The 16,189-nt window shown below is 33.9% G+C and carries 15 protein-coding genes; 9 read left to right on the plus strand and 6 right to left on the minus strand.

Going from position 1 to position 16,189, the window contains the following annotated elements:
* Positions 1-42 precede the first annotated feature (42 nt).
* The 4 genes from rpmB to ftsY all read left to right on the plus strand — a co-directional run bounded on the left by rpmB (position 43) and on the right by ftsY (position 1,824).
* Positions 43-279: a 50S ribosomal protein L28 gene (gene rpmB / locus BUB42_RS13745; protein WP_024980263.1), complete on the plus strand. Its 237-nt coding sequence runs from the start codon at positions 43-45 to the stop codon at positions 277-279.
* A 27-nt stretch (positions 280-306) separates the two neighbouring features.
* Positions 307-489, plus strand: a complete 183-nt coding sequence (rpmG, locus tag BUB42_RS13750; RefSeq protein WP_016988713.1) for a 50S ribosomal protein L33 — start codon at positions 307-309, stop codon at positions 487-489.
* 73 nt (positions 490-562) lie between these two features.
* Positions 563-715: a DUF4295 domain-containing protein gene (locus tag BUB42_RS13755; RefSeq protein ID WP_072987107.1), complete on the plus strand. Its 153-nt coding sequence runs from the start codon at positions 563-565 to the stop codon at positions 713-715.
* Between the two features lie 128 nt (positions 716-843).
* On the plus strand, positions 844-1,824 hold the full coding sequence (gene ftsY / locus BUB42_RS13760) for a signal recognition particle-docking protein FtsY (RefSeq protein ID WP_073021403.1): 981 nt from the start codon (positions 844-846) through the stop codon (positions 1,822-1,824).
* Between the two features lie 186 nt (positions 1,825-2,010).
* Here ftsY and BUB42_RS13765 read toward each other — a convergent pair whose 3' ends face one another.
* Complete coding sequence (locus tag BUB42_RS13765; protein ID WP_073021405.1) at positions 2,011-3,075, minus strand: serine hydrolase domain-containing protein; 1,065 nt, start codon at positions 3,073-3,075, stop codon at positions 2,011-2,013.
* A 218-nt stretch (positions 3,076-3,293) separates the two neighbouring features.
* On the opposite strand from BUB42_RS13765, the gene BUB42_RS13770 reads away from it, so the two are divergent.
* A complete protein-coding gene (locus BUB42_RS13770; protein ID WP_073021407.1) occupies positions 3,294-3,734 on the plus strand; it encodes a lipocalin family protein in 441 nt (146 codons plus the stop codon).
* Complete coding sequence (locus tag BUB42_RS13775) at positions 3,715-4,011, plus strand: DciA family protein (protein WP_073021408.1); 297 nt, start codon at positions 3,715-3,717, stop codon at positions 4,009-4,011. The genes BUB42_RS13770 and BUB42_RS13775 overlap by 20 nt, the downstream gene beginning before the upstream one ends.
* An 80-nt stretch (positions 4,012-4,091) precedes the next feature.
* On the opposite strand, the gene BUB42_RS13780 is transcribed toward BUB42_RS13775, so the two are convergent.
* The 5 genes from BUB42_RS13780 to BUB42_RS13800 all read right to left on the minus strand — a co-directional run bounded on the left by BUB42_RS13780 (position 4,092) and on the right by BUB42_RS13800 (position 11,489).
* The gene (locus tag BUB42_RS13780) at positions 4,092-5,633 is read right to left on the minus strand and encodes an acyl-CoA carboxylase subunit beta (RefSeq protein WP_073021410.1); all 1,542 of its coding nucleotides are present in this window, start codon (positions 5,631-5,633) and stop codon (positions 4,092-4,094) included.
* Between the two features lie 74 nt (positions 5,634-5,707).
* Positions 5,708-7,147 (minus strand): acetyl-CoA carboxylase biotin carboxylase subunit, encoded by a 1,440-nt coding sequence (gene accC / locus BUB42_RS13785; protein ID WP_073021412.1) that lies wholly within the window; start codon positions 7,145-7,147, stop codon positions 5,708-5,710.
* Between the two features lie 132 nt (positions 7,148-7,279).
* Entirely contained in the window at positions 7,280-7,765 is a 486-nt protein-coding gene (locus tag BUB42_RS13790) for an acyl-CoA carboxylase biotin carboxyl carrier protein subunit (protein ID WP_073021414.1), read from the minus strand.
* 103 nt (positions 7,766-7,868) lie between these two features.
* Positions 7,869-10,058, minus strand: coding sequence for a B12-binding domain-containing radical SAM protein (locus BUB42_RS13795; protein WP_073021416.1), 2,190 nt, complete (start codon positions 10,056-10,058; stop codon positions 7,869-7,871).
* A gap of 147 nt (positions 10,059-10,205) precedes the next feature.
* Positions 10,206-11,489, minus strand: coding sequence for an MFS transporter (locus tag BUB42_RS13800; RefSeq protein ID WP_073021417.1), 1,284 nt, complete (start codon positions 11,487-11,489; stop codon positions 10,206-10,208).
* 103 nt (positions 11,490-11,592) lie between these two features.
* Between BUB42_RS13800 and bshC the strand changes: the two genes are divergently transcribed.
* From bshC to BUB42_RS13815, 3 genes are all read left to right on the plus strand, one after another.
* On the plus strand, positions 11,593-13,182 hold the full coding sequence (bshC, locus tag BUB42_RS13805; protein ID WP_073021419.1) for a bacillithiol biosynthesis cysteine-adding enzyme BshC: 1,590 nt from the start codon (positions 11,593-11,595) through the stop codon (positions 13,180-13,182).
* Between the two features lie 84 nt (positions 13,183-13,266).
* Complete coding sequence (locus tag BUB42_RS13810; RefSeq protein ID WP_073021421.1) at positions 13,267-13,686, plus strand: nucleoside-diphosphate kinase; 420 nt, start codon at positions 13,267-13,269, stop codon at positions 13,684-13,686.
* A gap of 402 nt (positions 13,687-14,088) precedes the next feature.
* Complete coding sequence (locus tag BUB42_RS13815) at positions 14,089-15,441, plus strand: NAD-dependent succinate-semialdehyde dehydrogenase (RefSeq protein WP_073021423.1); 1,353 nt, start codon at positions 14,089-14,091, stop codon at positions 15,439-15,441.
* Positions 15,442-16,189 lie beyond the last annotated feature (748 nt).

The raw sequence follows: 16,189 nt of genomic DNA on the forward strand, positions 1-16,189 counted from the left end.
TCTTTGCACCCTGATTTTGAATAACGATAAAAGATAAGTATAATGTCAAGAGTTTGTGACCTTACAGGTAAAAGAGCGATGGTAGGAAATAACGTTTCTCACGCTATGAACAAAACTAAGAGAAAATTTTCTGTAAACTTAGTTAAAAAGCGTTTTTATCTTCCAGAAGAAGATAGATGGATTACTCTAAGAGTAGCTGCATCTACGATAAAAACAATTAATAAAAATGGAATTGCTGCGGTTTTGAAAAAAGCACAGTCAGAAGGATTTATTAAATAATCCCTTCCAAAATAAAAAAATAGCAAGATGGCAAAGAAAGGTAATAGAATCCAGGTAATTTTAGAATGTACTGAGCACAAGACTTCAGGTGTTGCAGGAACTTCAAGATACATAACTACAAAGAACAAAAAAAACACACCAGATAGATTGGAGATTAAGAAATTTAATCCAGTTTTGAAACGTGTAACAGTTCACAAAGAAATTAAATAATAATTAGAGATTTTGATAATCTAAAGTGGTAACATTTATAGATTTTATAAAATTTTAAATACACATTTGAATCATGGCAAAGAAAACCGTAGCATCGTTACAAACAGCTTCAAAGAGATTATCAAAAGCCATCAAAATGGTAAAATCTCCTAAAACAGGCGCATATACATTCGTAGAATCTATTATGACTCCAGAATCAGTTGATGAATTCTTGAAAAAGAAATAATCATCAATTTGCATTACATAGAAAAGCTACTTTCATTCGGAAGTAGCTTTTTTATTTTATACATTTACCAATAGAAATTGTATGGCTCGCTTGGGAGTAAATACTTCATTTTTAATACTATCTATACAATGAGTTTTTTTAAAAAAATATTTTCATCAGAGAAAAAGCAACCTACTTTAAATGAGCAGGAGAAGCAAACCTTAGATAAAGGTCTTGAAAAATCAAAAGCATCTTTTTTTTCCAAGCTGTCTAAAGCAGTTGCTGGTAAATCAAAAGTTGATGATGATGTTCTTGATGATTTAGAGGAAATTTTAGTTGCTTCAGATGTTGGTGTAAATACAACTTTGAAGATAATAGGTAGAATCGAGGAGCGTGTTGCCGCCGACAAATATCTTGGCACCGAAGAGCTTAACGAAATTCTAAGGGAAGAAATAGCAAACTTATTATCAGAGACTAATTCAGGAGAAGCGACTGAGTTTGTTATACCAGTTCAAACTAAGCCTTATGTTTTAATGGTAGTAGGAGTAAATGGAGTGGGTAAAACAACAACAATTGGGAAATTAGCATATCAGTATAAAAAAGCAGGCTATAAAGTAGTTCTAGGTGCAGCAGATACTTTTCGTGCAGCTGCAATTGATCAACTACAAATTTGGGCTGATAGAGTAGGAGTTCCTATTGTGAGACAAAATATGGGAAGTGATCCCGCTTCAGTAGCATTTGATACTTTGCAGTCAGCGGTTGCTCAAGAAGCTGATGTAGTTATAATAGACACAGCAGGGCGATTGCACAACAAAGTGAATTTAATGAACGAATTGACCAAAGTAAAACGCGTGATGCAAAAAGTAGTTGTAGAGGCACCACATGACGTTTTATTAGTATTAGATGGATCAACGGGACAAAACGCTTTTGAACAAGCGAAACAATTTACAGCTGCTACAGAAGTAAGTTGTTTAGCAGTTACAAAACTGGACGGAACCGCAAAAGGTGGAGTGGTCATTGGAATTTCTGATCAGTTTAAAATCCCTGTAAAATATATAGGTGTTGGTGAAGGAATTGAAGATCTGCAAGTTTTCAATAAATATGAATTTGTAGATTCGTTCTTTAAATAATAAGTTTATGAATTTTTCCTTTTTTAAAAATATTCCAACTTTGTATTTTTATTTAGTAAGCATCGTTTGCTTTGTTGTGGCAAATATTATACGCGATAAAAATATAGCTATCTATTATATTTTACTATTGATAGGTATAGTAAGTTTCTTTTTTGGTGTTATACGACGAGTGAAATCAAGGTAAATTTAATACAAAGCACTGATTTTTTGCCATAAAATTGTATCAAAATCAGATAAAGCAAAATTGGTTCCATCAGCAGAATTCCCCATTCTTACAATCACTAGTTTTTTACTGGGAACAACATATATTTTTTGGTCATCTTTTCCTAATGCGCAATACATATCATTGGGAGCATTTGAAATTAAACTTCCACTTAATTGCAGCTGGCTTTGTGGTAATCGAAAACTCGTTTTTCCATTTATCCACCACATGTATCCATAAGCTTGATTAAGATTTTGAGAGGTAGTGGTTGCAGCATTTAAATAATTTTCATTTATAATCTGAGTTGAATTCCATTTTCCTTTTGCAAACATTAGTAAGCCGAAACGCGCCATGCTTCTAGTATTACTCCAGTAAACGCTCAGGCCATCATTAGGGATCCAAGCTCCCGACATTCCTACTTTATCTCTTAGTTTAGTATTGAAATAATTTGACCAAGTTTGACCACTAGCTTGTGAAACTATATCTTGCATTTTTACATACACATTATGATAAGCCCATCGAGATCCAGCATCAGCAACATATTGAAGATTTACAGGAGAAACATCATCGCCTAACGCATCATTTAAACCTGAGGTCATAGTCAATAAATTTTTACAAGTAATTAAATTTTCTTTTGCTAGCGGTGCACTTGTCCAACCTTTACCTAAATAATCTGAAACTTTATTGTTTATGTTTATTGTACCCTCTTGTTCAGCAATTCCGCTTATTGTTGTTGTTAATGTTTTTCCTGCACTTGCCCAGTACCACGGCGAAGTTGAAGAGTGTGTACCAAAATATTTTTCTACAACAATCCTTCCGTTATACAGAATGATAAAACTTTTAGTATTTTTTAATTCTAAATAATCTAATAAGGGTTGTAATCTATTTTGATTCCAACCTAAATCAGATATTGATTTTGTTTCCCAAATAGCAGAATTATTTGGAGGAAAATAAATTAGATCAGATGATTGTGACAGCATTTCGGTATTTTCAGAACTGCAACTTAGGCAAAGTGTCATGATAAGTAAGCTATAAATTATTTTTGACATATTTTTGATGATTTATTTCTATTTCTTTTAGACAAAAAAAATAGAAAATAGTTTAATGTGTTTTTTAAAATTTATCTTTTCTTTGATTTTAATAAGAGTAACTTTGTCGTCAGCTCCAAAAGTAATTCACTTGATTTCACTTTACTAATGTAATGGAGATCCTCCACTTTTATTAGTTGATTTATTATTTCACCAATTTAGTTCTAAAATTTTTATTTATGAAAAATATATGCATACTTCTTTTTACGGCATTTTTTTTTGTTGCTTGTCAGCAAAAGATAAAACCAGACGATATTTCCAAAATTAATGGCTACTGGGAAATTGAAAAAGTCACTTTTGATAAGGGAAAAGATAAGGAATATGGCATCAATGAAAATTTTGATTTTTTTCAAATAAAAAACAATAAAGGGATTCGTAAAAAAGTTATGCCTCAATTTGATGGCACCTTTTTAGTTAACGATGCGTTTGAAAACGTTGTTGTTCGTTTTACAGATGATAAAGCTTTTCTAGATTATTCTACGCCATACATGAAATGGAGTGAAGAAATAATTTCCTTAACAGCAGAAGAATTAGTTTTGCTGAATAAGCAAAAAACAGTATATCATTATAAAAAAACAGCGGCAATAAATCTACTAGGAGATGGCAAAACGACTAAATAATCAGAGCACAATAGCAGACGTTTTGAAACAAATTATTCAAGTGAATAAGCTGCAACCCGGAATGGATCAAATTGATGTCAAAGATGCGTGGAAAAATTTAATGGGCAACGGTGTGAACAGTTATACAAATAATGTTGTTTTAAAAGGAAGCACGCTTTATGTTGAGTTGACTTCATCAGTTTTACGAGAAGAATTGAGTCATGGAAAATCAAAAATTGTTGCAATGATCAACGAGGAATTACGAAGAGATGTTGTCAAAGATGTAGTTTTAAGATAAAATACTAATATCGATTTCATCGTTATAAAACAAAAAACCAGCAATTTTGCTGGTTTTTTTGTAAAGTACATCGTTCAAATTTATAAAGGTATGTTCCCGTGCTTCCTATCAGGTGTTACACTTACTTTATTTTCCAGCATACTAAATGCTTTAATTAATTTTCGTCTCGTGTCTTGAGGCAAAATTACTTCATCAACAAAACCACGTTGCGCTGCAGTATATGGATTTGCAAATAAATTAGCATATTCAGACTCCTTTTCTAATAATTTTGCTTCATGATCTTCTGCTTCATTGATTTCTTTTTTAAAGATAATTTCAGATGCTCCTTTTGCTCCCATAACTGCAATTTCAGCGGTTGGCCAGGCAAAATTCATATCGGCGCCAATGTGTTTTGAATTCATTACATCATAAGCACCACCATACGCTTTTCTAGTTATTACAGTTACTCTTGGCACAGTGGCTTCGCTTAAAGCATACAGCAATTTAGCACCGTGAACAATAATCCCACTCCACTCTTGATCTGTTCCCGGCAAAAAACCAGGTACATCAACTAGAACTAATAACGGAATATTAAACGCATCGCAAAAACGAGTGAATCGTGCGGCTTTTTTTGAACTGTTAACATCTAAACAACCTGCTAACACCATTGGTTGATTTGCAATAATGCCTATGCTTCTCCCGCCTAATCTAGCAAATCCAACTAGAATATTTTCGGCGTAATTTTTATGAATTTCAAAAAAAGATTCTTCGTCGATAATTCCGTTTATAACCCCGTGCATGTCATACGGTTTATTTGGATTATCTGGAATAATACCAAGCAATTGCTCCCGAAGCTCGTCACCTAATTCATACGGTAAGGTAGGAGCTACCTCTTTATTGTTTTGCGGTAAATAACTCAACAGTCTTTTTAAATCTTCTAAACATTCTACATCATTAGCAGAAGTGCAATGTGCAACACCAGATTTAGTAGAATGCGTGCTCGCTCCTCCTAATTCTTCTGATGTCACAGTTTCATTAGTAACCGTTTTGACAACATTTGGACCAGTCACAAACATATAACTCGTTTCCTCGACCATCATTGTAAAATCAGTCATAGCAGGTGAATAAACCGCTCCGCCGGCGCATGGTCCCATTATAGCCGATATTTGTGGGATCACTCCTGACGCTTGAACATTTTTAAAGAATATATCAGCATATCCACCTAAAGAGCGCACACCCTCTTGAATACGTGCGCCACCAGAATCATTTAGCCCAATCATAGGTGCTCCCATTTTGACTGCCATGTCCATCACTTTGCATATTTTTTCGGCATGTGTCTCTGATAATGAACCACCAAAAACAGTAAAATCTTGAGCAAAAATATAAACTAGTCGTCCGTGAATTGTTCCATATCCAGTGATTACACCGTCGCCATAATAAAGTTCTTTCTGCATTCCAAAATCAGAAGTACGATGCGTAACTAACATTCCAATTTCTTCAAAAGAACCTTCATCTAGTAAATATTCAATTCGCTCTCGAGCAGTTAATTTTTTATTAGAATGCTGTTTTTCGATGCGTTTTTTGCCACCACCTAGATGAGCTTCAGCAATTTTATCATTTAATACTTTTATCTTGTCTTCCATTCTTTTCTATTTTTGATCGCTAATTTGTAAATTTTTTATTTATTTCTAAAATGGTTTAATGGCAAATAAATATTTTAATTAGGCAATCTTACGATTTTTTGATCCTCAAAATACTGCTTCATAGCAACTAGAGCGGCGATTTGGGCTTCTTTATTCATTTGATTTTTCAGTTCTTCTGTGTTATAATATTTCTTCACAAAATGAGTATCGAAATTTCCGGAACGAAAAGCTTCATGTTCAAAAACAAACTTCCCAAACGGTAAAGTCGTTTGCACACCTTCTACATAATACTCATCAATTGCTTTAATCATTAACTGAATGGCTTCTTTGCGGGTGTCGCCGTAAGTTATCAGTTTTGCCAACATTGGATCGTAATAAATGGGAATATCCATTCCTTGTTCAAAGCCGTTATCTACGCGAATGTTCTCGCCAACAGGTAACTGATATACATCCAAATGTCCTACGCTAGGTAGAAAATCATTCATAGGATCTTCGGCATAAACTCTCAATTCTACAGCGTGTCCTTTTATTTTTAAATCTTCTTGCTTTAATGTCAGCGCTTCACCTCTTGCTACTCTAATTTGTAGTTCGACTAAATCAGTTCCGGTGATCCATTCTGTAACGGGATGTTCCACTTGCAAACGTGTGTTCATTTCGAGAAAATAGAAATTATTGTCCTCATCCAATAGAAATTCTACGGTTCCCGCACCTAAATAATCGCATGACTTAGCAACTAAAACGGCAGCTTCTCCCATTTTTTTTCGCAATTCTGCTGTTAAAACAGAAGATGGTGCTTCTTCGATCACTTTTTGATGGCGACGCTGAATGCTGCACTCTCTTTCAAATAAATACAAAATATTTCCGTGACTATCTGCCATAACTTGAATTTCGATATGTCGAGGCGATGCTACATATTTTTCAATAAAAACAGATCCATCGCCAAAAGCAGCAACCGCTTCACTGATAGCGCGGTTCATTTGGGGTTCAAAATCATTTTCGCTTTCTACCACGCGCATTCCTTTGCCACCACCACCTGCTGAGGCTTTGATTAAAATAGGAAAGCCTATTGCTGTAGCAGCTATTTTTGCTTTTTCAATATCTGTAATCGCTTCGTCAACACCGGGAACCATTGGAATATTGTATTCTTTAACAGCCTCTTTGGCTGCTAATTTACTTCCCATAACTCGAATCGCTTTGGATTTTGGACCAATAAATATAATATTATTGTTTTCACATTCTTCGGCAAAATCTGCGTTTTCGCTTAAAAAACCATAACCCGGATGGATTGCATCTACATTTAAGCTTTTGGCCACGGCTATAATTTTACTTCCAAGTAAATAAGATTCATTTGAAGGAGCTCCGCCAATACATACGGCTTCATCAGCAAATTTTACATGAGGCGCGTTTCTATCTACTGTAGAATAAACTGCAACCGTTTTAATTCCCATTTTTTGAGCAGTTTTCATCACCCTAATGGCGATTTCTCCTCTATTTGCAACTAATATTTTTTTCATTTTTTTGATTTTTGGCTCCGTAGTCCCTAAAGGTGGAATTATAGAACTTTTTAATAAGTTTTTTAATTCCGTATTATTTTAATTTTAACATTAGGTGTAAAAGTCCTTCCTTTGAAGGGATTTAGGGAGGATTTACTCAAACTCAATTAACAACTGTCCTTTATCTACTGCATCTCCTACCACAACCGAAATGGATTTAATTACGCCCTCGCGAGGCGAAAGGAAACTATTTTCCATCTTCATAGCACCCAAAATAATAAGGTTATCGTTTTCTTTTACAGTTTGTCCCACTACCACGCTTATTTCTAAAATCAGTCCGGGCATAGGTGCTTTAATGAAATTTACTTGCTTGGTGAGACCAACCTCAAAGCCCATTTCTTTTATCAACAGGTCTAGAGGATTTGAAATTGCAACGTTGTAGATGTTGTTATTGACCTTTACTGTATAGCTTTTTTGATTGAAATCAGAAGTGATGATTTCTGCTTTATATGGTTTGTTTTCGTGCAAGACATGAAATTTATTTTTTTCAATGGATACCGAATCTAGTAGTGAAACATTTTGACTGTCAAGATCGAATTGAAAAGCATTATCAACAGTTACTTTATAACCTGTACTCATAAGAAGATATTTTAATGATTGTAAAATTAGGCAAAGAAAACGTTTTCGCTACTTAAATATCTAAATTTTATGCTAATTTGGTATAGCTGTGAGCAATATATTTTTATACAATTAACAAACCAAATTCTCGTAAAGTTTTTATAGGTTTGGAATAAAAAAACAATTCAAAATCTTCTAAATCTTTCTCAAAATCAGATTTTATTTCTTGAAAAGTGTAGGTTTTTGTTTTGGAAACAGCGATTTTTTTCAAGATTCCTAGTAACCACTCGCCTTCATCTTTGTTCATTTGGATTGTAAAACTTTGCTTTTTGTCATGAAAAGTAAGCGCAATCATTTCCCATGAATTGCCTTTTTTAGATTTTGTAAAATATTCTACAGCGGGATTTCCTCCTAACCAAACAATTTTGGCAAGCCCCCTAACGCCCAAAGGTGGAACTATCGATAAAGCATTATATATAAAGTCTGGTGAGATTGTAGTTTTTGGAATTTTGAAATCGAACCAATCTTTTAACTCATAATCAAAACAAATTCCGTGCATGAAATTAAACAATGATTTTTTAAGTCCAAAACTAAATTTCTCATGATCTATGCCAGTAGAATCGGTATAATTAATATCATTATTTGCAAATGTTCCTATAATTTCGGTATCCTTTACAACGCCAAATTTTGCTGGGTACATGCCAACGGGGCTGTGTGCGGTCATTGCAAACTGGTGCCAAAATCCCGATTGCAATACACCAACTTCAAACAACTGCCGCACCATTTCAAGGCTGTCCACCGTTTCTTGGATGGTTTGAGTGGGGTAACCATACATTAAATAGGCATGCACCATTACATTTGCTTCAGTGAAATTCCGAGTTACTATCGCCACTTGTTCAACGGTAACACCTTTATCAATGAGCTTTAATAATCTATCAGAAGCTACTTCTAGACCCCCAGAAACAGCAATGCAACCAGAGGCTTTTAAGAGTAAACAAAGATCTTTTGTAAAGCTTTTTTCAAATCGAATGTTTGTCCACCACGTCACTGCCAGTTTACGTCTTAATATTTCAAGCGCTAGCGCCCGCATAAGTGCAGGCGGTGCAGCTTCGTCAACAAAATGAAAACCGTTTTCACCTGTTTGCTCCATCATTTCCTCGATTCGATCACACAACAAATTTGCCGCAACGGGTTCATAGATTTTGATATAATCCAAAGAAATATCGCAAAACGTACATTTCCCCCAATAGCAACCGTGCGCCATGGTCAATTTATTCCAGCGACCGTCAGACCACATTCGGTGCATCGGATTTACGATTTCGATAACTGAGATGTATTTATCCAGCAGTAAATCAGAATAATCTGGCGTGCCAACCTGTGATTGTTTGTAATCTGGTTTAGTAGAATTATTTTTATAAACTACTTTTCCGTCTTCAAGCAGAAAAGTTCGTTTGTAAGTTCTATCTTTTGATTCCGCGGTTGTAGACTTTATTAATTCTTCAATAGGAACTTCGCCATCGTCTAATGTAATAAAATCAAAAAACTCAAAAACGCGTTCATCGGAAAGCGACCTTAATTCGGTATTTGGGAAGCCGCCGCCCATTGAAATTTTTATGTGAGGATGATTTTGTTTTATCCATTGTGCTGCACGAAAAGAAGCATATAAATTTCCTGGGAAAGGAACTGAAACTAGAAACATAGTTGGCTCGACAGTTTCAATTCTATCTTTTAAAATCGAAATAAAAATTTTATCTACATAGGTTAGCTCTTGATTTAGGGCGTTGTATAATTCGTCAAAGGAATTCGCACTTCTGCCTAAACGTTCTGCATAACGGCTAAATCCAAAATTTTCATCTATACATTCTACTATAAAATCTGAAATATCTTCCAGATATAATGTAGCTAAATGTTTGGCTTTATCTTGCGTTCCCATCGTTCCAAAAGCCCAATCTAGATCCTCTAATTGTGCAAAACGAGAAGCTTCTGGCAAGAAATCTTCTTGACAAATTTGTAGCGCTAGCGTTGGATTTTTTCCTTGTAAAAAAGAAATAACTGGGTCTATGGTTTTTATATATTCATCCCATAATGCAATTATTCTTTTAACATTATCAGACAAATTTTTAGTTTTTGCTTGAGGCAATAAACAACTTAATCCTTCCTTTGAAAACAACTTCAATATCACTTCAATGCCTAAATCAGCTTGAACGGTCTCAATATTTAAGGTATTAAGAAAACCTTTGATATAAGCAGTTGCGGGATAAGGTGTGTTTAATTGAGTGAATGGTGGCGTTATGACTAAAAGTTTCGTTTTCAAAATTGAGATTATTTTGTGCAAAAATAAGGGATATTTGCATCGTTTTTACAAAAATGAATAATCTGATTTTAAATTAAATCATAACTTTTAACTCTGAAAAATACAATTTAGACATGGCGACAATTGTAACAAAAATCCATTTTTTTTCTAAAACTTATGTTCCTCCTTGCTAATTACCAATAGCGCAAATAGTGAAATACAAGCGGCTAACGTCAAATAGAAACCAACATAAGTCAAACTATAAGTAGAGGCTAAATAAATAGCAATCATTGGCGCAAAAGCGGCGCCCAAAATCCCCGCCAAATTAAAAGTCAATGAAGCACCCGAGTACCTAACTGAGGTAGGAAATAATTCAGATAAGAAAGTACCTAAAGGACCATACGTCAATCCCATCAAAGACATTCCCGTGCATAAAAAGAAAACTACTAAAACAGTACTACCTGAATTTAGAAAATAAGAAAATGAAAATCCGAAAATACCAATGGCAATAGTGGCTACTATTAACATTTTTCTTCTCCCTATTTTGTCCGCAAGCAAAGCAGAAACAGGAATAAAGAATGCAAAAAACAATACAGAAAACAGCTGAATCAATAAAAAGTCTCTTTTGGAATACCCTAAATCGGAAGTAGCCCAACTCAATGTAAATACCGTCATTAAATAAAATACCAAGAAAGCAGTTACGGCTGCAAAAGTGCCAAAAACCAACTGATTTTTATAGGATTTTAGCAAAGTAAAAAATGGAATCTTGACTTCTTGCTGTTCTGCTTTAGAATTTTCAAAGGCTGGCGTCTCTGTAATTTTCAAGCGAATATAAAAACCAACAAGTACTAAAAGTGAACTGCCAATAAACGGTATTCTCCAGCCATAATCCATAAAATCTTCGTTGGTCATGGTGTCCGTTAAAATCAAAAAAGTGCCTCCTGAAAGCAACAAGCCAATAGGAGCACCAAGTTGGGGAAACATTCCATACCAGGCCCTTTTGTGAGGTGGCGCATTTTCGATAGCTAATAAAACAGCACCTCCCCATTCACCTCCTAAGCCAACACCTTGCCCAAATCGGCACAACATCAATAATAGAGGAGCAGCAATTCCAATACTGGCATAGCTCGGCAAAAAACCAATAGTAACCGTCGAAATCCCCATAGTCAGCAACGCTGCCACCAACGTAAATTTACGACCGATTTTATCTCCGTAATGTCCAAAAAAGGCCGAACCAAGAGGACGCGATAAAAAGGCAATCGAAAAAGTAGCTAATGATTGTAAAGTAGCCATCGTAGTGTCTGAACTTGGAAAAAACAACTGAGGAAACACCAAGACAGCAGCATTTGCGTAAATATAAAAATCAAAAAATTCAATTGTCGTTCCTATTAAACTGCCAAAAAGGACATGCTTTACTGAGTTTTTTGTATTCGTTTTAGAGATATCTTTCATGAGACTGTTAAAATATTTAGATAAAAATGATACTATTTTTCGAAAGTAACAAATAAGTAATTCAAATAAATAGTGGTAATTTAGCAACATATAAAATTTTATTATGCCAACTGACTGCATCAGCTATCAAAATTCAGGATATTTTTCTCCATTAATGAATGATTATTTAGATCAAAAAAGTAATTTACAACCTTTATATAGCAAATTTCCCAGTATTGAAAACTTTGAAAATCAAATATTTAACAAGAAAAATAATTTTGATCACAGTTCTCGAAAAAATCTCGTAACTGTTTTACAAAAACAGTATTTAAACGTTGAGACTTCGCATTTTACGCAACAAAATATTAAAGCTTTATTAGTAGACAACACTTTTACAGTTACCACAGGACATCAATTAAATTTATTTACGGGTCCGTTGTACTTTTTATACAAAATAATCTCAGCTATTAATTTGACAAATGAACTTAAAGTAAAGTATCCTGAGTCTAATTTTGTTCCTATTTATTGGATGGCAACCGAAGATCATGATTTTGAAGAAATTAATTATTTTAATTTTAAAGGAAGAAAATTTAGATGGAATAAAGATAGCAGCGGTCCAGTGGGACGCCTGTCAACTGCGGGACTAGAGGATTTATTCGAAGTTTTTTCTGTTGAATTGGGTTCAAGTACAAATGCTTTGGCATTGAAAAAACTATTCGAAGAGGCTTATCTAAATAATAATAATTTAGCGGATGCAACTAGATATCTCGCTAATGTTTTATTTGGATCTTATGGTCTAGTCATTATTGATGCTGATAATTCAGATCTTAAAAGTTCATTTATTCCTTACATGAAAGAGGAACTGCTAAACCAATCTTCTTATAAATTAGTGGTAGAAACGGCCGAAAAATTGAAGGGTTACACCATTCAGGTTAATCCACGGGAGATCAACTTGTTTTATATAGAAGACAATTTAAGAGAGCGTATTATTTTTGAAGATGAACTATATAAAGTGAATAACACGAAGATTGAGTTCACTAAAATTGAAATACTAGATTTATTAAAGAACTTTCCTGAAAAATTTAGTCCAAATGTTATTATGCGTCCGTTGTACCAAGAAGTTATTCTACCTAATTTATGTTACATTGGTGGTGGTGGTGAAATAGCATATTGGCTAGAATTAAAATCATTTTTTGATGCATCAAATATTACTTTTCCAATACTTCTTCTTAGAAATTCAGCACTTCTCGCAACACAAAAACAAGAAAAAAAAGCTGATAAACTAAGTTTGCTTTGGATCGACTTATTTTCCAAGCAAGAGGAACTTTTAAATAGAAAAACTAAAGAATTATCAGATTTTTCAATAGATCTTATAAATTTAAAAGAGCAGTTGATGCATCAATTTGAAACTTTGTATGACGTCGCATCGCAAACCGATAAAGACTTTATGGGAGCAGTAAAAGCGCAAGAAATAAAGCAGAATAAAGGCTTAGAAAATTTGGAAAAGCGTTTGCTAAGAGCACAAAAAAGAAAATTAGCAGATGTTTTACAACGAATAATTGACTTGCAAAATGAGTTGTTTCCCAATCAAAGTTTACAAGAAAGACAAGCCAATTTTTCTGAATTTTATTTAGAAAATGGTGAAAATTTAATTCCTATGATCGTAGAAAAATTAAAGCCTTTGGAAAATCAGTTTGATATAATTACTTTTTAATTATTTTGAATCGACTTCCGATAGTTTTTATTACAATATTGAACAAAAAAGTTTATTTTTGCACCCAATTAAAAAATAAAAAAGATGGCTACTAATAGAACTTTTACAATGATTAAGCCTGATGCTGTTGCAAATGGGCACATCGGAAACATACTTGCAATGATTACTAATGCAGGTTTTAAAATCGTTTCTTTAAAATTAACGCAATTAACTGTAGCTGATGCTCAAGCATTTTACTCGGTACATGCTGCTAGACCTTTTTACGGTGAACTTGTAGAATTTATGTCAAGAGGACCTATTGTCGCTGCTATTTTAGAAAAAGATAATGCAGTTGAAGATTTTAGAACTTTAATTGGTGCTACAAATCCAGCTGATGCTGCAGAAGGAACGATACGTAAAGCGTATGCAACTTCTATTGGAGAAAATGCCGTTCATGGATCTGATAGCGATGAAAACGCTGCAATCGAAGGTGCTTTCCATTTTGCTGGAAGAGAGCAGTTTTAATCCAGTTACATTTTCGGAATTCTCAAAGGCTTACTTATTGAAAAAATCCCATTTGCAGTATAATGTAAAGTGGGATTTTTTTTGATCCGTCTACAGATGCACGAAATTGATATGTTTATGCATAATCCAATCGCTTCGTAAATTGCATTATCATCTTTAAAAAACAACTCTGTAAAGTCCAGATTAGTTCTTGCTAATACTGCTTTTGAACCAAGTGATACAAATCATTTCTCAAAAATTAAATTACTCAAACAGGTATTAAATGGTGTTGAAAAGATTTTTAGACTAAATTGGTATTAAATTATAATTGTCTTAATACAGCTAGTAATCGTTGACAGAGCAATATCTTTATGGTTTTAAAGTTTCCAAAACACTTTTCATCACTATTTTAAAATACCAAAAATGATAATCAAATCCATAAATCCGTTTTCGCAGGAAGTAATTGCTGAGCACGAACTTTTGACAAATGCACAACTCAATCAAAAACTGCTATTATCTGAAAAAGCTTTTATTAATTGGCGAAGCACTACTTTTCAAGAAAGAGCTGATAAAATGCGAAAACTGGCAAGTGTGCTGAGAATAAACAAAGATAAATTAGCGTTGCTTATCACTAACGAGATGGGTAAAATTTACGCTGAAAGTATCTCTGAAGTTGAAAAGTCAGCGGATAATTGTGATTTTTATGCAGAACATGCCGAGCAAATACTCAGGGATAAAATTTATGATACGCCTTTTAAAAGTATGTCAGTTTATGATCCAATAGGAGCTGTGTTTGCGATCATGCCTTGGAATTATCCTTTTTGGCAAGTTTTACGATATGCTGCACCTACAATAATGGCTGGTAATGTTACCGTTTTAAAGCACGCATCTAATGTTATGGGTTGTGCGAAAGCAATTGAAAATGCTTTTCTAGAAGCGGGTTTTCCAGAGGGTGTTTTTCAGCATATCAGTATTGAAATTGCTCAAGTTGAAGATGTGATAGCTTCAAATATTGTGCAGGGAATTACGTTAACAGGGAGTGAAGGTGCCGGTTCATCAGTGGCAGCGGTAGCTGGTAAACACATTAAAAAAACCGTAATGGAATTAGGTGGTTCAGATGCTTTTATAGTTCTTGATGATGCAAATTTGGAAAAAGCCGCTAAAGTCGCAGCGCAGTCAAGAATGTTAAATGCTGGTCAGGCCTGTATTTGCGCAAAGCGTTTTATTGTCACTAGTAAGATAGCAGATGAATTCGTTTTTCTTTTTTCTAAAAATATACAAATGATCCATCAAGGCAATCCACTTCGTGAGGATGTCCAAATGGGACCGCTCGCGCGATTGGATTTGGTCGAAACTTTAGCGAGTCAACTAAAAAACACATTAAAGCAAGGTGCGAAATTAGTTATTGGTGGGGAACATGAAGGATGCAATTTTCAACCCACATTAATTGATTTTGTAACTGTTGATTCTACTGCTTTTCAGGAAGAAACTTTTGGCCCACTTGCCACAGTTATTAGGGCAAAAAATGAAGAGGATGCAATTACAATTGCTAATAATCATAAATATGGCTTGGCTGCTGCGCTGTGGACAGAAGATCGAGCGCGCGCTTACAAATTAGCGAGAAGAATTGAAGCAGGAAACGTATTTGTTAACTCTCTTGTTAGATCTGATTCTAGAATTCCTTTTGGTGGAATAAAGAAATCAGGTTATGGCAGAGAGTTGGGAGAAATAGGAATCAAAGAATTCATGAACATGAAATCGGTAATCATCGAGTGAGAAATAACTAATCTTAAAATTGATAAAATTTTCAGGATAATCATAGAAATTGATAATGGTGATAACAGTTGCTGCTATTTTTTATTTTAATTGGAGTAAAAAGGCGAGAAAAGATTTTCTTCGATCGGTTACTTTTTGAATTCCTGCTAGTACCTGTTTTCAAATTGTTAGTCCTTATGTCATCATCATTTCAGATGGCTCTCCTTTAATAGCAGCATTTTCTATTTTTGTTTATTTTACTAAATATAACTGGGATAATGATTAATGGAGAACTTTGTATAAAAAAAGTACCAATTTTTTGTCTCGTTTGTTTTTTGCTCCTGTTTTCGTTTAAAAGAATACCCACTTTAAATTCTTTCTGTTTTTAGTGCTAACATCAGTATGATATTTTTCGTTTTTTTAAATTAATTAATCAATTTAATTTAAAAAACTGGATAATAACCTTATAATTTATTTTGAATATCTCTTCAATTTACTCTGCATTGCCATTGGCACAAGTACGCGGTATTTATTTCATTAAATCCAATATGGCAAACCGACTTTCTTCGCCATCTTAATTATGTTTCGAGTTTTATCCACACACTACATTTGCAAATGCGACACAACAGTAAACCCCCGCTTTATACTTGATGAAAAGATCTCCCATTTGAAAAAGAAACTCGACATAATGTAAAAAATATTTACACAATTAATTATCGTAGAAATTAGATATTTATTGATCATAAAATTGTTAAAATGTTTACCGCCT

Source organism: Flavobacterium micromati (genome assembly GCF_900129585.1).
GTDB classification, from domain to species: Bacteria; Bacteroidota; Bacteroidia; order Flavobacteriales; family Flavobacteriaceae; genus Flavobacterium; species Flavobacterium micromati.